The organism is Dyella soli, assembly GCF_054482295.1.
Genome location: NZ_JBTFFU010000001.1, coordinates 610,762 through 629,897, shown reverse-complemented (window position 1 = coordinate 629,897; position 19,136 = coordinate 610,762). Strand labels below are relative to the sequence as shown.

General features: G+C 66.2%; 16 protein-coding genes. 6 read left to right on the top strand and 10 right to left on the bottom strand.

All coding sequences use genetic code 11. The annotated features are described in order from the left end of the window. Positions 1-503: 503 nt before the first annotated feature. The 5 genes from kdsB to ACXU4B_RS02980 form a co-directional block, all read right to left on the bottom strand. Positions 504-1,277 carry a 3-deoxy-manno-octulosonate cytidylyltransferase gene (gene kdsB, locus ACXU4B_RS03000; protein ID WP_131407636.1) on the bottom strand — a complete coding sequence of 258 codons (774 nt, stop codon included), beginning with the start codon at positions 1,275-1,277 and terminating at the stop codon, positions 504-506. 76 nt (positions 1,278-1,353) lie between these two features. Next, entirely contained in the window at positions 1,354-2,664 is a 1,311-nt protein-coding gene (gene aroA / locus ACXU4B_RS02995) for a 3-phosphoshikimate 1-carboxyvinyltransferase (RefSeq protein WP_131407634.1), read from the bottom strand. A gap of 42 nt (positions 2,665-2,706) precedes the next feature. After that, entirely contained in the window at positions 2,707-3,795 is a 1,089-nt protein-coding gene (pheA, locus tag ACXU4B_RS02990) for a prephenate dehydratase (RefSeq protein ID WP_131407632.1), read from the bottom strand. A gap of 80 nt (positions 3,796-3,875) precedes the next feature. Continuing rightward, a complete protein-coding gene (gene serC / locus ACXU4B_RS02985; RefSeq protein WP_131407630.1) occupies positions 3,876-4,961 on the bottom strand; it encodes a 3-phosphoserine/phosphohydroxythreonine transaminase in 1,086 nt (361 codons plus the stop codon). 103 nt (positions 4,962-5,064) lie between these two features. Then, on the bottom strand, positions 5,065-5,832 hold the full coding sequence (locus ACXU4B_RS02980; RefSeq protein ID WP_131407628.1) for an FHA domain-containing protein: 768 nt from the start codon (positions 5,830-5,832) through the stop codon (positions 5,065-5,067). Between the two features lie 102 nt (positions 5,833-5,934). Here ACXU4B_RS02980 and ACXU4B_RS02975 point away from each other — a divergent pair, with 102 nt between their 5' ends. Both ACXU4B_RS02975 and infA read left to right on the top strand, forming a co-directional pair. Further along, entirely contained in the window at positions 5,935-6,210 is a 276-nt protein-coding gene (locus tag ACXU4B_RS02975) for a polyhydroxyalkanoic acid system family protein (protein WP_131407626.1), read from the top strand. An 83-nt stretch (positions 6,211-6,293) separates the two neighbouring features. After that, on the top strand, positions 6,294-6,512 hold the full coding sequence (gene infA / locus ACXU4B_RS02970; RefSeq protein WP_019466733.1) for a translation initiation factor IF-1: 219 nt from the start codon (positions 6,294-6,296) through the stop codon (positions 6,510-6,512). A gap of 130 nt (positions 6,513-6,642) precedes the next feature. On the opposite strand, the gene clpA is transcribed toward infA, so the two are convergent. Next, positions 6,643-8,910 carry an ATP-dependent Clp protease ATP-binding subunit ClpA gene (gene clpA / locus ACXU4B_RS02965; RefSeq protein ID WP_131407624.1) on the bottom strand — a complete coding sequence of 756 codons (2,268 nt, stop codon included), beginning with the start codon at positions 8,908-8,910 and terminating at the stop codon, positions 6,643-6,645. Between the two features lie 106 nt (positions 8,911-9,016). After that, positions 9,017-9,343: an ATP-dependent Clp protease adapter ClpS gene (gene clpS / locus ACXU4B_RS02960; protein WP_019466735.1), complete on the bottom strand. Its 327-nt coding sequence runs from the start codon at positions 9,341-9,343 to the stop codon at positions 9,017-9,019. Positions 9,344-9,499: 156 nt separating this feature from the next. Between clpS and ACXU4B_RS02955 the strand changes: the two genes are divergently transcribed. From ACXU4B_RS02955 to hflD, 3 genes are read left to right on the top strand one after another with little or no spacing between them, the layout of a single operon-like run. Continuing rightward, on the top strand, positions 9,500-9,994 hold the full coding sequence (locus ACXU4B_RS02955; protein WP_131407622.1) for an NUDIX hydrolase: 495 nt from the start codon (positions 9,500-9,502) through the stop codon (positions 9,992-9,994). Beyond that, positions 9,991-11,136 (top strand): tRNA 2-thiouridine(34) synthase MnmA, encoded by a 1,146-nt coding sequence (mnmA, locus tag ACXU4B_RS02950; protein WP_131407620.1) that lies wholly within the window; start codon positions 9,991-9,993, stop codon positions 11,134-11,136. Before ACXU4B_RS02955 ends, mnmA begins: the two co-directional genes overlap by 4 nt. 10 nt (positions 11,137-11,146) lie before the next feature. Next, entirely contained in the window at positions 11,147-11,770 is a 624-nt protein-coding gene (gene hflD, locus ACXU4B_RS02945; protein WP_131407619.1) for a high frequency lysogenization protein HflD, read from the top strand. Between the two features lie 16 nt (positions 11,771-11,786). Here hflD and ACXU4B_RS02940 read toward each other — a convergent pair whose 3' ends face one another. After that, positions 11,787-12,698, bottom strand: a complete 912-nt coding sequence (locus ACXU4B_RS02940; RefSeq protein WP_131407617.1) for a LysR family transcriptional regulator — start codon at positions 12,696-12,698, stop codon at positions 11,787-11,789. 87 nt (positions 12,699-12,785) lie between these two features. After that, positions 12,786-15,377 (bottom strand): bifunctional aconitate hydratase 2/2-methylisocitrate dehydratase, encoded by a 2,592-nt coding sequence (locus ACXU4B_RS02935; protein WP_131407615.1) that lies wholly within the window; start codon positions 15,375-15,377, stop codon positions 12,786-12,788. Positions 15,378-15,725: 348 nt separating this feature from the next. On the opposite strand from ACXU4B_RS02935, the gene acnA reads away from it, so the two are divergent. Continuing rightward, entirely contained in the window at positions 15,726-18,476 is a 2,751-nt protein-coding gene (gene acnA / locus ACXU4B_RS02930; protein ID WP_131407613.1) for an aconitate hydratase AcnA, read from the top strand. 97 nt (positions 18,477-18,573) lie between these two features. Here the strand turns inward: acnA and ACXU4B_RS02925 are convergent, their stop codons facing one another. Further along, positions 18,574-18,960 (bottom strand): hypothetical protein, encoded by a 387-nt coding sequence (locus ACXU4B_RS02925; protein WP_240733992.1) that lies wholly within the window; start codon positions 18,958-18,960, stop codon positions 18,574-18,576. Positions 18,961-19,136: the final 176 nt, after the last annotated feature.

Below are 19,136 nucleotides of genomic sequence, written 5' to 3'. Positions count from 1 at the left end.
TGAGGGTTCGGGCAGAGCGCGAGACAGCAAGGCCGCGCAAGCCCCGCACCCTCACCGCAACCCCTCTCCCGAAGGGAGAGGGGCTAAAGCAGGCTCCATCGAAGAAACCCTTCTCCCCTCGGGAGAAGGTGCCGGCAGGCGGATGAGGGTTCGGGCGAAGCGCGAGAATGAAAGGCTGCGCAAGCCCCGTACCCTCACCCCAACCCTCTCCCATGGGGAGAGGGGCTAAAGCAACGTCGATCGAAGAAGCCCTTCTCCCATCGGGAGAAGGTGCTGGCAGGCGGATGAGGGTTCGGGCAGAGCGCGAGAATGAAAGGTTGCGCAAGCTCCGTACCCTCACCCCAACCCCTCTCTCCCACAGGGACTACCTTCGGGTCGCCGGCGGGAGAGGGGCTAAGCGAAGCAACCCCTCTCTCCCCCAGGGACTACCTTCCGGTCGCCATGGGGAGAGGGGCCAAGGCAAACGCCGTCGAAGCAACCCTTCGCCCGCGTGAGTCTGGCGATCAGCCCCCGGCAAGCCACTGTTCCGCGCGCTCCAGGTCGGCCTGGGTATCAATACCCGGCGGGAATGGCTCGGGCGTCAGGCGCACGGCAATCGGAAAACCGTGCTCGAGCACGCGCAGTTGCTCCAGCGATTCGGCCTGTTCCAGCGGTGTGCGTGCCAGTTGCGTGTAGCGCTTGAGGAAACCGGCCCGATACGCATAGATGCCAATGTGCCGCAGGAACGGCACGTCAGCCGGCAGCACATTGCGATGCAGGGCGAACGCATCACGTGCCCACGGCAGCGGTGCGCGGCTGAAATACAGGGCCCGGCCCGAGGCCATGCGCACGAGCTTCACCACGTTGGGATCGAACAGTTCGTGCGCTTCGGAGATCGGAGTCGCCAGCGTGGCCACGGGCGCATCGTCCTCGGCCAGGGCACGCGCCACTTCCCGAATGCCCGCGGCCGGCGCAAACGGCTCATCGCCTTGCAGGTTCACCACGATGGCATCGTCGGGCCAGCCGTAGTGCGTGGCGCATTCGGCCAGGCGATCGCTGCCGGAAGCATGGTCGCTGCGCGTCATGCACACGTCCACGCCCTGCCCGGCCAGCGCGTCGGCAATGCGCTGGTCGTCCACCGCGACCACCACCTGTCCCGCGCCGGCCAGCAACGCGCGCTGCGCCACGCGCACCACCATCGGTACGCCGGCAATCTCGCGCAGCGGCTTGGCCGGCAGGCGGGTGGAGCCGTAACGGGCGGGAATGGCGACGATGAACGGCGGGAAATCGGTGGACATGGCGACCTCGGCGTGGAGCACGAAGCCTAACCGCAAGCGGCGCGCCGCACGAGGGCCGCACCGCCCGGGCACGGGGTCAGTCGTGCACCTCGGCCAGCGCAAATCCGCAGCCGTTGGCCAGGGCGAGGAATCCCGGGAACGACGTCGCCACGTTGCTGCAGTCGTTGATGCGCACGGGACCACCGGCGACCAACCCGGCGACCGCAAAACTCATCGCGATGCGGTGGTCGCCATGGCTCTGGATGGTGCCGCCGCCGACGGGGCCGCCGGTGACGGTCGCGCCATCGGGCGTTTCCTCCACCGCCACGCCCAGTGTGCGCAGACCGCTGGCCATCGCCGCCAGGCGATCGGACTCCTTCACGCGCAGCTCGGCCGCGCCGCGCACCACGGTGCGCCCTGTGGCAGCCGCGGCGGCAACGAACAGCGCCGGAAACTCGTCGATCATGTCCGGCACCAGCGACTGCGGGAGTTCGATGCCATGCAGTGGCGCATGCCTGACCACCAGGTCGCCGACGGGTTCACCGCCGCTCTCGTGGGCGTTCTCCACCCGGATGTCCGCCCCCATCAGGCGCAGCGCCTGCAGCAAGCCTGTGCGACGGGGATTGAGGCCCACCGCAGGCAGGTGCAGCAGGGATCCCGGCACGATGCTCGCGGCCACCAGGAAGAACGCCGCCGACGAGAAGTCCGCCGGCACAGCCACGTCGGTGGCACGCAGCGCGTGCCCGCCCGTGATGCGCGCGCGACCAGGTGCAAAATCGATCGGCCAGCCAAACGCGGCCAGCATGCGTTCGGTGTAATCGCGCGTGGGGTGTGGCTCGATTACCTCGGTTTCGCCCTCGGCGTAAAGCCCGGCCAGCAACAGCGCCGACTTCACCTGCGCGCTGGCGACCGGCAAGGTGTAGCGAATGCCATGCAGCGACTGCCCGCCGCGCACGTGCAAGGGCGGCAAGCCCTGCTCGCTGTCGATGCGGGCCCCCATCTGCGCGAGCGGATCGGTCACCCGGCGCATGGGGCGCCTGGAGAGGGATTCGTCGCCGACCAGGGTGCTGTCGAATGCCTGTCCCGCGAGCAGGCCCGCCAGCAAGCGCATGCCGGTGCCTGCGTTGCCGCAATCGAGCGCCTGCGTGGTGCCGCGAAGACCGTGCAGGCCGACGCCGTGCACGCGACGCTCGCCATCGGCCGGCGTCTCGATGCGCACGCCCAGCTGCTGCAGCACCGCGGCGGTGGCGCGGGTGTCCTCGCCTTCGAGGAAACCGCGAATATGCGATGTCCCCTCGGCCAGCGCGCCCAGCATCAGCGCGCGATGCGATACCGATTTGTCGCCGGGCACGCGCACGTTGCCCTGCAGCGCCCGGCCGGTGTGACTGGTCCAGTCAAGTCGACTCACGAAAAATCTCCGGCGGCCGCCCGCGTGGCAACCGCACTCAGGTCAGGGCAACGCCACCGGGTAGGAGCCGAGCACGCGCACCTGGGCCGCCGCCGCCCCCATTTCCTTCATCGCCGCCTGCATCGGCTCGTCGTTGATATGGCCGGACACGTCGATGAAGAATGCGTACTGCCACTTGCCGGAATGCGCGGGGCGCGACTCGATGCGGTTGAGGCTGATGTCGTGCTGCGCAAACGGCTTGAGCAGGTCGTACAGCGCGCCGGGCTTGTCGTTGACCGTGATCAGCAGCGAGGTACGGTCATTGCCGGAAGGCGGAAACAGCGAACGGCCGATCACCAGGAAGCGCGTCGTGTTGTCGGCGCGATCTTCGATCGCCTGCGCCACGGTCTTGAGGCCGTAGACGCGCCCCGCCGTTTCACCGGCTATGGCGCCGGCGTCGTCGGCATGACGCGCCAGGCGTGCCGCTTCGGCATTGCTGCTCACCGCCACGCATTCGACGCCCGGCAGGTTGATGCGCAGCCAGGTCTTGCACTGCTGCAGCGACTGGGCATGCGCATACACGCGCTTGATGTCCTCCAGCCGCCCCTGCAGCGAATGCAGGCACTGGTGCACGCGCAACTCCACCTCGCCGCAAATGGTGGCCTCGGAAGTGAGGAACATGTCCAGCGTCACCTGGATCATGCCCTGCCCGGAATTCTCCACCGGCACCACGCCGAAATCGGCGTGACCCGCGGCCACTTCCTGAAAGACTTCCTCGATGCTGCCCAGCGGCAGGCCATAGGCGGCATGGCCGAAATGCTTGCGCACCGCCTGTTCGCTGAAAGTGCCCTCTGGCCCGAGAAAACCCACCTTCAGGGGATCTTCCTGCGCCAGGCACGACGACATGATTTCGCGGAACAGCCGCACCATCTCCGTGTCGGACAACGGGCCATGGTTGCGATCCACCACCATGCGCAGCACATGTGCCTCGCGCTCCGGGCGGTAATAGTCGATCGCCGACAGCCCCTCGCCCTTGACGCGTGCCACTTCCTGCGCCCACTCGGCCCGCTCGGAAATCAGCTGCTGGATCTGGCGATCGATGGTGTCGATGCGCTCGCGTACATCGGAAAGCGAGGATTTCTTGTCGGTCATGGTTTGGCAGTATGGAAGCAAAGCATTCCAAATATCGGATCAGGGATGGTCCGCGATGTGCGTGCCGCAGCGCAACGGTTTCATCCGTGACGTTTGGCGAAGTCAGCCATGAAGTCGACCAGGGCCCGCACCGCGTCGAGCGGGACCGCGTTGTACAACGATGCGCGCATGCCGCCGATCGCCTTGTGGCCCTTCAGTGCAAGCAGGCCGGCGGCTTCCGACTCCCTGAGGAAATCGGCATCGAGGTTGCCGTCATGCAGCGTGAAAGGCACGTTCGTGCGCGAGCGGGCCGCCGGATCGATGGGGTTGCGGTAGTAGCCGCCGGAGCCATCGATGGCACCGTAGAGCAGCGAGGCCTTGGCATGGTTGCGCTCGCGCATCGCCGCGAGGCCGCCCTGCTGCCTGAGCCACTGGAAGGTCAGCCCGGCGAGATACCAGCCCCAGGTGTTGGGGGTGTTGAGCATGGAATCGTTGGCCGCGTGATCGGCGTAACGGAAGATGCGCGCCATCGGGCGCGAGGCGCGCTCCAGCAGGTCGCGGCGGATGATCAGCACCACCAGGCCGGACGGGCCGATGTTCTTCTGCGCGCCGGCGTAGATCAGGCCGAAGCGGGACACGTCGACCGGACCCGACAGGATGTCGGAGGACATGTCCGCCACCAGCGGCACGTCACCCACGTCGGGGACGTCGTGGAACTCCACGCCATGAATGGTTTCGTTCGGCGTGTAGTGCACGTAGGTCGCGCGCGGATCGAGCTGCCAGGTGTCGCGCGGCGGCAGGCGCAGGTAGTGCTCGCCCTTGCTGCTGGCGGCAAGGTTGACCTTCACGTAGGGCGCCGCTTCGCTCGCGGCCTTTTCGCCCCAGTGGCCGGTGACGATGTAGTCGGCGCGGTCGCCTTCGCCGGCGAGGTTCATCGGGATCTGCGCGAAATGCTGGGTGGCACCGCCCTGCAGGAACAGCACGGCGTAGTTCGCGGGAATGGCGAGCAACTCGCGCAGGTCGGCCTCGGCCTGCTCGGCCAGCCCCACGAACAGCTTGCCGCGATGGGACAACTCCATCACGGAGGCGCCGCAACCCTGCCAGTCGAGGAGTTCGCGCTGCGCACGCTCGAGTACGGCCTGCGGCAGCGCGGCGGGACCGGCGCTGAAATTCCAGAGTCTGCTCACAGACGACGACGCCTTCATCGGAGGGATCGCCGCATTATGCCGCGACGCAGCAACGGAGCGTCAACCCGAACCTGGCCGCCTCCAGATTGCCCGCGCAGGCGCCTCAGAAGCGCACGAGCAAGGCCACGGCGATGCCCAGGGCCAGCACCGCGGCGGTGGCGATCAGCCACCACACTTCCCCGCGGGGGCCGGCGTCTTCTTCGGGCAGATGATCGAAGCTGGGCTCTGGCCGGATGATTTCCGGCTCAGGTTCCAGCCCGGGTGCATCGACGATGAAACGATGCATGGCCAGGCCGATCTGGTCGCCCGGGCGTAGTGCCGCCTGCGTCACGGCCACGCCATTGACGCGCAACGGATAGCGCGCGGATACCTGGCCCGCTTCCAGCAGCAGCTGGCCATCCCGCCAGAACACCGACAGAGAGGCCGCCTCGCCCTGGGGCAGCTCCAGTGGAACCCGGCCCAGCGGACCCAGTTCCAGCTTGTCCTGCAGCGACATCACGCGGCCCGACAGCGGCCCGGCCACCGCGCGCAGCGCCACCGTGCAGCGCCCTTCGGCCGGCACGGTCACGGGCAGGCTGTGCGCCGGCTCCTCATCGGTCCGCAGCAGCATGCGGCAGTCGCCCACGCTGAGGATGTCGCCGGCCCGAAGCAGGGCCTTCTCACGCACCGGCCGCGCGTTCACATAGACGCGCCCGCCCTGCGGCAGCACCTGCAGGACCCAGCCGCGACGATCGAGCTGGATCCGCAAGTGATGTTCGCCGGCCTGCTGGGCCGAGAGGATGAGGTCGTTGTCCGGCGCACTTCCGATGCGCAGCGCAGGGGCATCCCAGTGGAAATCCTCTCGGGCCGAATTGGGAAACTCGATGCGCATCAGTGAGCCAGGCTAGGGACCGCCGGGACTCTAGCAGAAGCGTGCGCACTCTCCGAGCGCATCTGGCTTACCATGGGCGTCTGCAAAATTTTGGAGTCCCGCATGCCCAGGATCGACATCCGCCGCCCCCACCAGCTGACCATCGCGGAGGCCCGCGCCGTGGTCGACCAGGTCGCCTCGCGCATGCAGGAAAAGTTCGGCATGACGGGACAATGGCAGGGCGACACCCTGCGCTTCTCGCGCCCCGGGGTCACCGGCAGCATCGCCGTGACCGGCGATGCCATCCAGGTCACGGCTGAGCTGGGCATGATGCTTACCCCCCTCAAGGGCATGGTCGAACAGGAGATCCGCCGGAAGCTCGACGAGCACTTCGGCTGATGATTCTTTAACCATTCCAACTTTCATGGCATAATCGAACGCTTACGCGGCCATGACGGCCACAATCGCACCCACCGGAACGCATGGCCAAAGACGACGTCATCGAAATGGAAGGCACGGTCCAAGAGACCCTGCCCAACACCATGTTCCGCGTGCAGCTGGAGAACGGCCACGTCATCACGGCCCATATCTCCGGGCGCATGCGCAAGCATTACATCCGAATCCTCACCGGCGACAAGGTGAAGGTGGAGATGACCCCCTACGACCTGACCAAGGGTCGCATCACCTACCGCATGAAGTAACACCCGGGCGTGCCATCACGGCGCGCGGGGGTTATCGAACGGCCAGAATCAGGAAAGGCGGCGCACGATGGCGCCGCCTTTTTGCTTGCCTGCGATTTGGCGAGGCCGGCCGCCGCAGCGGCCAGGCCGCTCAGCTCACCACGGCCGGCAGGGTCTCGGCGGCCTCGGTGCTGACCACCAGTTCGCCGTCGCGCACGCTCAGGCTGACCTTGCCACCCTCGGCCAGCTTGCCGAACAGCAGCTCGTCGGCCAGCGGGCGCTTCACCTTCTCCAGGATCACGCGTGCCATCGGGCGCGCGCCCATCTGCGGGTCGAAACCATGCTCGGCCAGCCAGTGGCGGGCATCGGCATCGACGTCCAGGCTCACATGCTTCTCCGTGAGCTGGGACTCCAGTTCGATCAGGAACTTGTCGACCACGCGCAGGATGTGATCGAAGTCCAGCGCATTGAACTGGATCACGGCGTCCAGGCGGTTGCGGAACTCCGGCGTGAAGGTGCGGCGGATCACTTCCATCGCGTCCATCGAATGATTCTGCTTGACGAAGCCAATGCCGCGACGCGACGCCTGCTGCGCACCGGCATTGGTCGTCATCACCACGACGACGTTCTTGAAGTTGGCCTCGCGACCGTTGGTGTCGGTAAGCACGCCGCGATCCATGATCTGCAGCAGGATGTTGTACACATCCGGATGCGCCTTCTCGATCTCGTCCAGCAGCAGCACCGCGTGGGGATGCTTGGTCACCGCCTCGGTGAGCAGGCCACCCTGGTCGAAGCCGACGTAGCCCGGAGGTGCGCCGACCAGGCGCGAGACCGAATGCGCCTCCATGTACTCGGACATGTCGAAGCGGATCATTTCGATGCCCAGCTGCATCGCCAGCTGCTTGGTCACCTCGGTCTTGCCCACGCCGGTGGGGCCGGCGAGCAGGAAGCAGCCGATCGGCTTGGACGGATCGGCCAGGCCCGAACGGGCCATCTTGATCGACGCGGCGAGCGCCTCGATCGCCGCATCCTGCCCGAACACCACCATCTTGAGGTTGCGTTCGAGGTTCTTCAGCACGTCGCGGTCGGAAGCCGACACCTGCTTGGCCGGGATGCGCGCCATCTTGGCGACGATGTACTCGACCTCGGGCACGTCGACCTTGCCGGTGCGCTGGTCGAGCGGCAGCAGACGCTGGCGTGCGCCGGCCTCGTCGATCACGTCGATGGCCTTGTCCGGCAGCAGGCGGTCGGGAATGTGCTTCACCGACAGGTCCACCGCAGCCTTCAGTGCCTCGTTGGTATAGGCGACGTTGTGGTGTTCCTCAAAGCGCGAGCGCAGGCCCTTGAGGATTTCCAGGCTGTCGGCCACCGTGGGTTCGACCACATCGATCTTCTGGAAGCGACGCGCGAGCGCGCGATCCTTCTCGAAGATGCCGCGGAATTCCTGGAACGTGGTCGAGCCGATGCAGCGCAGTTCACCCGAAGCCAGCATCGGCTTGATCAGGTTGCTGGCATCCATGGTGCCGCCCGAAGCGGAACCGGCGCCGATGATGGTGTGGATCTCGTCGATGAACAGGATCGCGCCCGGCTGCTTCTTGAGCTGGCTGATCACGGCCTTCAGGCGCTTCTCGAAATCGCCGCGGTACTTGGTGCCGGCAACCAGCGCGCCCAGGTCCAGCGACCAGATGGTCGCGTTCTCCAGTACCTCGGGCACGTCGCCGTCGACGATGCGCTTGGCCAGGCCCTCGGCCAGCGCGGTCTTGCCCACGCCGGCCTCGCCGACGTAAAGCGGGTTGTTCTTGCGACGACGGCACAGCACCTGGATGGTGCGCTCGATTTCGTCCTGGCGACCGATCAGCGGATCGATCTTGCCTTCCAGTGCCAGTTCATTGAGGTTGCTGGCGTACTCGCTCAGCGGGTTACCCTTGGGCTCGCCGTCCTCGCCCTCGCGCTCGGTGCCAGGCATGCCCGACGACGGCTCGTCGCCGATCTTGGCGATGCCGTGCGAGATGTAATTGACCACGTCCAGGCGCGTGATCTCCTGCTGGTGCAGGAAGTACACGGCGTGGGAATCCTTCTCGCCGAAGATCGCCACCAGCACGTTGGCACCGGTGACTTCCTTGCGGCCGGACGATTGCACGTGATAGACCGCGCGCTGCAGCACGCGCTGGAAACCCAGCGTGGGCTGGGTGTCACGTTCGTCGCCATGCGGCAGCACGGGCACCGTCTCGGCAATGATCTTTTCAAGTTCGCGCGCGAGCCGCGGCAGATCCACGCCGCAGGCACGCAGGGCGCCTAGCGCCGACTGGTTATCGGTGAGGGCGAGCAGCAGGTGCTCCACCGTCATGAATTCATGACGCTGCTCGCGGGCCTGTTTGTAGCACTGGCCGATGGTGACTTCGAGATCCTTGCTGAACATCCGGACCTTCTCCGCTGTGTGGCAGGGCGGCTATGCCGCGATGGCTACAAAATGGGGGTGCCGGCCACTTGTTCAATCTCTCCGGACAACCCCGTTTCGACAGGCTCTAAAGCTTTTCCATAGTGCACAACAAAGGGTGTTGATGAGCACGTGAATATTCGTTTACCTGGGTTACCTTGGTCTCGGCAACCTCCCGGGTGAACACCCCGCAGACGCCCTTGCCGCGGGTATGGACGTGGAGCATCACCTGCACCGCCCGCTCCTGGTCCAGGTTGAAGAAGCTGCGCAACACCTCGACCACGAAATCCATCGGGGTGAAGTCGTCATTGAGCAGCACCACCTGGAACAGGGGTGGACGAGCCACCTCCGGCCTCGAGGTTTCCAGCGCCAGGCCGTGACCGCTGCCTTGTTCGTGTTCGGGTTCGTGAGCCATGGGTTCTAGCTGAAATATCCTGGGGAAAGTATACCGCCGCGGCCCTGTTGCCGGTCCGCGTCGCCGGGCGACGGGCGCTGCCGGCGGCAGGTTGTCTTCAGGTAATGGCACAATGACGGCTTTTCCAGTGCCGGTTCCGGCGCCATATACCCCCCCATGGCCGATTCCGCTATCACCTCCGTAGAGACAGTCTGGTGCCCGCACGTCACCGTGGCATGCGTGGTGGCGGACGGCGACCGCTTCCTCATGGTCGAAGAGGAAGTGAACGGCCGCCTCGTCTATAACCAGCCAGCAGGCCATTTGGATGACAAGGAAAGCCTGATTTCCGCCGCCGTGCGGGAAACCCTGGAGGAAACCGGCTGGACGGTCGAATTGCAGCACCTGATCGGCATACACCAATGGCGCAGCACCGAGCACGGCGATGGCGTGGTGCGCTTCAGCTTCGCCGCCCGGCCCCTGAGCCATGCACCGGAGCGTCCGCTGGACGAGGGTATCCGCCGCGCCCTGTGGCTGAGCCGGGACGACATCGTGGCCCTCGGCGACCGCCTGCGCAGCCCGCTGGTGCTGATGAGCATCGACGCCTGGCTGGCGGGGCAGCGCTTCCCGCTGAGCGCGATCCGCAGCCTGCTCACCGAGGACCGCTACCCGTGAAGGTGATGCTCGGCATATCAGGTGGCGTGGATTCCTCCGTGGCCGCCCTGTTGCTGCAGGAGGCGGGCCACGAGGTCGAAGGCCTGTTCATGCAGAACTGGGAGGAAGACGACCGCGACGGCCCCTGCACCGCCGACACCGACCGCAAGGACGCCGTGGCGGTGTGCGGCCGGCTCGGCCTGCCCTTCCATGCACGCAACTTCGCCGCGGAATACTGGGACGGCGTGTTCGAGCACTTCCTGGCCGAATACCGCGCCGGCCGGACGCCCAACCCGGACGTCCTGTGCAACCGTGAGATCAAGTTCAAGACGTTCCTGGACGAGGCGCGCGGGCTCGGTGCCGAGAAGATCGCCACCGGCCACTACGCACGCGTGGATTTCCGCGACGGCAAGTTCCGCCTGCTGCGTGCCGTGGATGCCGCCAAGGACCAGACCTATTTCTTGCACGCGCTCGGCCAGGAGCAGCTTGCTGCCACCCTGTTCCCGGTCGGCGAGATCGAAAAGTCACGCGTGCGCGCCATGGCCCGGGAAGCCGCCCTGCCGACGCATGCCAAGAAGGATTCCACCGGCATCTGCTTCATCGGCGAGCGCGATTTCCGCAGCTTCCTCGCCCAGTACATCCCGGCGCAGCCCGGACCCATGCGCACACCGGCCGGCGAGACCGTGGGCGAGCACCAGGGCGTGATGTATTACACCCTGGGCCAGCGTAACGGCCTGGGCATCGGCGGCCGGCATGGCGCCAGCGGGGAAGCCTGGTACGTGGTGGGTAAGGATGTGGCCGCCAACGTGCTCTACGTCGCCCAGGGCGGTGAAAACCACTGGCTGTATTCGCGCCGGCTGCATGCCGGGTCGCCGAGCTGGGTGGCCGGCCAGCCACCCGCTGCGCGCTTCCGCTGCACGGCCAAGAGCCGTTATCGCCAGCACGACCAGGCCTGCGAGGTCATCGTGCGCGAGGATGGCCTGCTGGTCACCTTCGACGAGCCCCAGCGCGCGGTGACGCCAGGCCAGTCGGTGGTTCTCTATGATGGCGAGGCCTGTCTCGGCGGCGCCGTGATCGACCGCACCGACGCGCCGTTCGGCGGCTGGAATGATGCCGTCGTCGCGCCTTCCCCCCTTCCCTGCGAGTCCCTCCCCGGTGCTTGATTCCCTTGCCATGAACGAAGAGCGCGTGCTCGCCCTGGCCGGCCTGTTCCAGGCCACGGCGCTCGCCCAGCAGCTCGCCAACGACGGCCGCTGCGACGACATCGCCATGGCCGCCAGCATGGCCAGCGTGTTTCGCATCGACGCGCCATCCGTGGTGGGTGTCTATGGGGATGTGTCCGGCGTCCGCTACGGCCTGCGCCAGCTGATTGCCCTGCTGGATGAAAACACGCGCGACGTGGCCATCACCCGCATGGCCTTCACCGTCATGAAACTCGAGCGCAGCCTGGCGCGCCGCCCGGAACTGCTCGACCGGCTGCAGCAGGGCATCGTCGCCGCCCAGCGCCAGGTCGAACACTTCGGCCCGGATTCCCCCCAGGTCATCAGCCGGCTGGCCGAGCTGTATGCCAGCACGCTGTCCACGCTCAAGCCGCGCGTGATGGTGACGGGCAATCCGCAACAGTTGCAGCAGCCGGTGGTGGTGCAGAAGGTACGCACCAACCTGTTGGCCGCCGTGCGCTCGGCGGTACTGTGGCGCCAGGTGGGCGGCCGCCAATGGCAGCTGCTGGTGTATCGCCGGCAATGCAGCATGCTGGCGCGCGGACTGTTGACGGGATCGACCCTCAACCATTCCTGAGGGGGACCCGTGCCGGCTAGCCCTCGTCGGCCAGCACCTTCAGGCCCGGACGCTGCCTGGCCAGCTTGCGCAGCAGCCCCGCGAACGCCTGCAGGTCGTTGCTCCACGGCGAGGCTTCGCGCCAGTACAGGGCGATCTCCCGCCCCGGCCCCTGCCCCTTGAACTTCGACAGCACGATGTCCGGCATCGAGGCCAGGCGCTCATGCGCCAGCGCGGGCACCAGCGCGTAGCCGCCACGCAGGCCGACCAGCGCGGCGAGGCTTTCCAGGCTCACGTCCTGCACGTGGCCTCCGCCGAGCACGCCATCGGCATGGCTTTCGGTCATCAGCGTGGCGTCGCTGGCATCCAGCTGCTCCAGCGCCACGCTGCGCTTCCCGGCAAGCGCATGGTCGGCACGCAGCATCACTTCCCAGGGTTCGAAAAACAGCGGCTTCACGGCCACGCCACTGACCGGCGTGACGCGCGGCGCCAGCACGGCGTCCAGCTCGCCTTCGTTCAGGCGACGCAACAGGCCACGCGGCTTGCCTTCGGAAAGACTAAGGCGCGTACCGGGAAAATGCTGCGGAAACGGCTCGATCAGATGCGGCAGCAGGTACGGCCCCAGCGAGGCAGGCACACCCAGGCGCAGTTCGCCGCCGAACGCGACCTCGCCGGCGCGCGCCACCTGTTGCAGGTGTTCGGCCGCGGCCAGCACGGCGTCGATCTGCTCCAGCAGGCGCTGCCCGCCGGCGGTCGGCACCACCCGGCGGCCACCGCGCTCGAACAGGGGTGCGCCCAGCGCCTGCTCGACCTTCTGCACCTGGTGCGACAGCCCCGATGGACTGATGTGCATTGCACGCGCCGCGCTGTTGAAACTGCCGTGGCGGCACACGGCCTGCACCAGCATGAGGTCGCGCAGCGAGACTACCGATAAGTGGGTGGAAATCATCCGTGCAACCTGGCCGTATCGTCGGCAAAGCATAAACGACGAAGCCCGGCACGGGGCCGGGCTTCGCGACGAACGACCTGACGAGGATCAGGCGGTGACGGTGTCGGCCACCTGCTGGTAGTCGGCGATCTGGTCGAAGTTCATGTACTTGTAGATCTTCTCGCCATTGGCGTTGATCACGCCGATGTCGGTCATGTACTCCGCCTTGGTCGGGATGCGACCCAGGCGCGAGCAGATCGCGGCCAGTTCGGCCGAACCCAGGTACACGTTGGAGTTCTTGCCCAGGCGGTTGGGGAAGTTGCGGGTCGAGGTGGAGAACACCGTGGCGCCTTCGCGAACCTGCGCCTGGTTGCCCATGCACAGCGAGCAACCCGGCATTTCCATGCGGGCGCCGGCGGTGCCGAGCACGCCATAGTGGCCTTCCTCGGTCAGCTGCTGCTGGTCCATCTTGGTCGGCGGAGCGACCCACAGCTTGGTCGGGATATCGCGCTTGCCTTCCAGCAGCTTCGACGCGGCGCGGAAATGACCGATATTGGTCATGCACGAGCCGATGAACACTTCGTCGATGGTGGCGCCAGCCACGTCGCTGAGCGTCTTCACGTCGTCCGGGTCGTTCGGGCAGGCCACGATGGGTTCGTGCACGTCGGCCAGGTCGATCTCGATGACCGCGGCGTATTCGGCGTCGGCATCGCGCTCCAGCAACTGCGGGTTGGCGAGCCAGGCTTCCATCGCCTTGATACGGCGCTGCAGGCTGCGCGGATCCTTGTAGCCCTGCGCGATCATGTACTTCAGCAGCGTGATGTTGCTGTTGATGTATTCGATGATCGGCGCCTTGTCCAGGTGCACCGTGCAACCGGCGGCCGAACGCTCGGCCGAGGCATCGGACAGCTCGAACGCCTGCTCCACCTTGAGGTTCGGCAGACCTTCGATCTCGAGGATGCGGCCGGAGAAGATGTTCTTCTTGCCCTGCTTGGCCACGGTGAGCAAACCACTCTTGATCGCGTACAGCGGGATCGCGTTGACCAGGTCACGCAGGGTGACGCCAGGCTGCAGTTCGCCCTTGAAGCGCACCAGCACGGATTCGGGCATGTCCAGCGGCATCACGCCAGTAGCGGCCGCGAAGGCCACCAGGCCCGAGCCGGCCGGGAACGAAATACCGATCGGGAAGCGGGTGTGGCTGTCGCCGCCGGTGCCGACGGTGTCGGGCAGCAGCATGCGGTTGAGCCAGCTGTGGATCACGCCGTCGCCCGGGCGCAGCGAGATGCCACCACGGGTGCTGATGAATTCCGGCAGCGTGTGGTGGGTCTTCACGTCCACCGGCTTCGGATAAGCGGCGGTGTGGCAGAACGACTGCATGACGAGATCCGCCGAGAAGCCGAGGCAAGCCAGGTCCTTCAGCTCGTCGCGGGTCATCGGGCCGGTGGTGTCCTGCGAACCCACCGAGGTCATCTTCGGCTCGCAATACGTGCCCGGGCGCACGCCCTGGCCTTCCGGCAGGCCCACGGCGCGACCGACCATCTTCTGCGCCAGCGTGTAGCCCTTGCCGGTATCGGCCGGCTGCTGCGGCAGGCGGAATAGCGTGGACACCGGCAGGCCCAGCGCTTCGCGCGCCTTGGCGGTGAGGCCGCGGCCGACGATCAGCGGAATGCGGCCACCGGCGCGCACTTCGTCGAACAGCACCTCGGACTTGACCTGGAACTCGGCGATCACTTCACCGTTCTTCAACGCCTTGCCTTCGTACGGACGCAGCTCGACCACGTCGCCCATGTCCATCCCGGACACATCGAGCTCGATCGGCAGCGCGCCGGCGTCTTCCATGGTGTTGTAGAAGATCGGGGCGATCTTGCTGCCCAGGCACACGCCGCCGAAGCGCTTGTTGGGGATGAAGGGGATGTCCTCACCGGTGAACCACAGCACCGAGTTGGTGGCGGACTTGCGGCTGGAACCGGTGCCGACCACGTCGCCCACGTAGGCGATCAGGTGGCCCTTTTCCTTCAGCGATTCGATGAAGGCGATCGGGCCGCGCTTGCCGTCTTCCTCCGGCTGGAACGGTGCGCCGTCGCGCTTGTTCTTCAGCATGGCCAGGGCGTGCAGCGGGATGTCCGGACGCGTGGTGGCATCGGGTGCCGGCGACAGGTCGTCGGTATTGGTCTCGCCCGGCACCTTGAACACGGTGATGGTCAGGCTCGACGGCACTTCTGGCTTGCTGGTGAACCATTCGGCATCGGCCCAGCTCTGCAGCACGGCCCTGGCGTTGGCATTGCCCTGATCGGCCTTTTCCTTCACGTCATGGAAGGCGTCGAACATCAGCAGCGTGTGCTTGAGCGCATTGGCGGCGACGGTGCCGACCTGGGCGTCGTCCAGCAGTTCGATCAGCGGATGGATGTTGTAGCCGCCCAGCATGGTGCCGAGCAGTTCGGTGGCCTTCTCGCGCGAAATCAGTGCGGACTTCTCGGTGCCGAACGCCACGGCCGCCAGGTACGAAGCCTTGACCTTGGCGGCATCATCCACGCCAGCCGGCACGCGGTGGGTGATCAGCTCGACCAGGACGGCTTCTTCGCCGGCGGGCGGGTTCTTCAGCAGCTCGATCAGCTCGGCGGTCTGCTGGGCCGACAGGGGCAGCGGCGGGATACCCAGCGCGGCGCGCTCGGCAACATGTTGGCGATAGGCGTTAAGCATGTGGTCTCTCGTCCGATGAACTACGTGGGAGGCGGCGTCCGACAAGGCGCAAAACCCTGTCTCCATGCCGCTTTGGGGCGGCATGCAAGCCGCTTATTTTGCCAGCCGGGGGGATGCAGCCGCAATGCAAGGCAACGCTTCCGCCAGCGTTCGAAATCTTGCAATGGCCTGGTGCTGGCGTGTCCATGGCCGGCGCTTGCACACTTGGCGGGCTGCCCCAAGCTGTCCTGGCGAGGCCGGGACGATCATTCTTTTGCAATAACGCTCACACTTGCTGTCCTAGGATCAATGGTTCAAGCCGGCCTCGCCGCGCTCGCTCGCCAGACTTACGCAACAGGAGCCCTACCCATGCTGGATTCATTCGCCACCCGCGACACCCTCGATGTCAACGGCAGCCAGTACCAGATCGCCAGCCTGACCAAGCTCGGTCAACGCTTCGACCTCAAGCGCCTGCCCTATTCGCTGAAGATCCTGCTGGAAAACCTGCTGCGCCACGAAGACGGCGTCAACGTGACCTCGAAAGAGATCGAGGCCGTCGCCAACTGGAACGCCAAGGCCGAGCCAGACACCGAGATCTCCTTCATGCCCGCCCGCGTGGTGCTGCAGGATTTCACCGGCGTGCCCTGCGTGGTCGACCTGGCCGCCATGCGCGATGCGGTGGTCAAGCTGGGCGGCAACGCCAACCAGATCAACCCGCTGGCGCCGGCCGAGCTGGTGATCGACCACTCGGTCCAGGTCGACGCCTACGGCTCGGCCTCGGCGCTCGAGCAGAACGTCGAGATCGAATTCCAGCGCAACCAGGAGCGCTACTCGTTCCTGCGCTGGGGCCAGAAGGCCTTCAACAACTTCAAGGTGGTACCGCCGCGCACCGGCATCGTGCATCAGGTCAACCTCGAGCACCTGGCGCGCGTGGTGTTCACCGCCGAAAAGGACGGCCAGTCATGGGCCTATCCGGATACCGTGTTCGGCACCGATTCGCACACCACCATGATCAACGGCGTGGGCGTGCTTGGCTGGGGCGTGGGCGGCATCGAAGCCGAGGCCGCCATGCTGGGCCAGCCGTCGTCGATGCTGATTCCGCAGGTGGTCGGCTTCAAGCTCACCGGCAAGCTGTCCGAGGGCGTCACCGCCACTGACCTGGTGCTCACTGTCACCCAGATGCTGCGCAAGCTCGGCGTGGTGGGCAAGTTCGTGGAATTCTTCGGCGAGGGCCTGCCCCACCTGCCGCTGGCCGATCGCGCGACCATCGGCAACATGGCGCCCGAATACGGTGCCACCTGCGGCATCTTCCCGATCGACCAGGAAGCACTCAATTACCTGCGCCTGTCGGGACGCAGCGAAGCGCAGATCGGCCTGGTCGAGGCCTACGCCAAGGCGCAGGGCCTGTGGCATGACGAAAACACGCCGCACGCCGAGTTCACCACCACGCTGGAGTTGAACCTGGCGGACGTGCGCCCCTCGATGGCCGGCCCGAAGCGCCCGCAGGACCGCGTGTTGCTGGAAGGCGTGCAGAAGAGCTTCCAGGACGCCGTCGGCCCGCTGACCGCGAACCGCAAGCCGCGCAACAACGAAACCACCAACTTCATCAGCGAAGGCGGCACCGCTGCCATCGGCAACCCCGCGAACGACATCACCGACACCGGCGTGCGCGTGGAGAAGGACGGCGCCAGCTTCAAGCTTGGCGATGGCTCGGTGGTCATCGCGGCAATCACCTCATGCACCAACACTTCCAATCCGGCCGTGATGCTCGGGGCGGGCCTGGTCGCCCGGAAGGCGGCCGCCAGGGGACTCAAGTCCCAGCCATGGGTCAAGACCTCGATCGGCCCCGGTTCACTGGTGGTTACCGACTACCTCGAGAAAACCGGCCTGCTGCAGGAGCTGGAGAAGATCGGCTTCTTCATCGTCGGCTACGGCTGCACCACCTGCATCGGCAACTCCGGCCCGTTGCCGGCGGAGATCAGCAAGGGCATCTCCGAAGGCGACCTGGCCGTGGCCTCCGTGCTGTCGGGCAACCGCAACTTCGAAGGCCGCGTGCACCCCGAGGTGAAGATGAACTACCTCGCCTCGCCGCCGCTGGTGGTTGCCTACGCATTGGCCGGCACGCTCGACATCGACCTGACCAGGGATGCGATCGGTACGGGCAGCGACGGCAAGCCCGTGTACCTGAAAGACATCTGGCCGACCAACCAGGAAATCTCCGACACCATCGCCGGCGCGATCAACCCGCAGATGTTCGAAAAAAACTATGCGGACGTGTTCAAGGGCGACTCCCGCTGGAACAAGATCGCCTCCCCGGACGGCGACCTCTACCAGTGGGGCGACTCCACCTATATCAAGAACCCGCCGTACTTCGACGGCATGAGCAAGGAGCCGGGCAGCATCGAGGACATCCACGGTGCGCGCGTGCTCGGCCTGTTCGGCGACTCCATCACGACCGACCACATTTCGCCGGCCGGCTCCATCAAGAAGGACAGCCCGGCCGGTCGCTACCTGATCGGCAAAGGCGTGGACCCGAAGGACTTCAATTCCTACGGCTCGCGTCGCGGCAACGACGATGTGATGGTGCGCGGCACGTTCGCCAACATCCGCATCAAGAACCTGATGCTCAACGGCGTCGAGGGCGGCTACACGCTGCACGTGCCCAGCGGCGAGCAGCTGGCGATCTACGACGCGGCGATGAAGTACAAGGCGGAGAAGACTCCGCTGGTGGTGCTGGCCGGCAAGGAATACGGCACCGGTTCGTCGCGCGACTGGGCGGCCAAGGGCACCCTGCTGCTTGGCGTCAAGGCGGTGATCGCCGAGAGCTTCGAGCGCATCCACCGTTCCAACCTGGTCGGCATGGGCGTGCTCCCCTGCCAGTTCATGGACGGACAGAACGCGCAGTCGCTGGGCCTCACCGGCAAGGAGACCTTCGACATCACCGGCCTCGACGGCGGCGAATCGAAGACCGCGAGGGTCGCCGCCACCACCGCCGACGGCAGCAGGAAGGAGTTCTCGGTGAAGGTGTTGCTGCTCACGCCCAAGGAGCGGGAATTCTTCCGCCACGGCGGCATCCTGCAATACGTGTTGCGCCAGCTCGCGGGCCGCAAGGCCGCCTGAGATGGATGGAAACGCCGCCCGCGGGCGGCATTTCCCTTTCCCGGCGGCTGCGCCAGCCCGCCGGCCACGCCTGCCTGCCGGGTCACCCCGATGAGGCCTACACCTGCCGGGTCCATCTGGCCGAATAACAACGCCACTGTCGCCCCTCGCGGCGCCAGGCGGACTCGACCTGATAAACCCCCGTCTCGGTCGGCAGCCACTTCCCGCCACTGGTCAGCGTGACGGTAAACGTCGCCACATAGCGGTCGCCGCGCTGCTCGACCACGACCGGCCCGGTCAGCGCATGTATCGCCTCGCCGCGGAAATGCGCCGCACGCAGCACGTTCATCAATTGCCTGCGATCGAGCCCCTCGCCATTGCCGTCGAAATCATCGCTGAGCTGGTCACCCAGCGCCGATGCGTCGGCCTGTTCTGCGGCCGAAGCGGCGCGCACGATTGCCTGCCTCACCAACGACTCATCGGGCGCGCGATGGCAGCCGGCCATGGTCGATATTGCAGCGCCGCAAAACAGCAGCGAACCAAGGATTTTCGATGTTTTTCGCATGTTCCGATCTCGTTGCGGCGCGGCTTGCCGCTATACGCAAGCGTATGCTCCAATGCCTTGTCATCATCGTGCCCGAACCGTGCCAATGTCACCCACGGGCCGACCCATACAGGAGC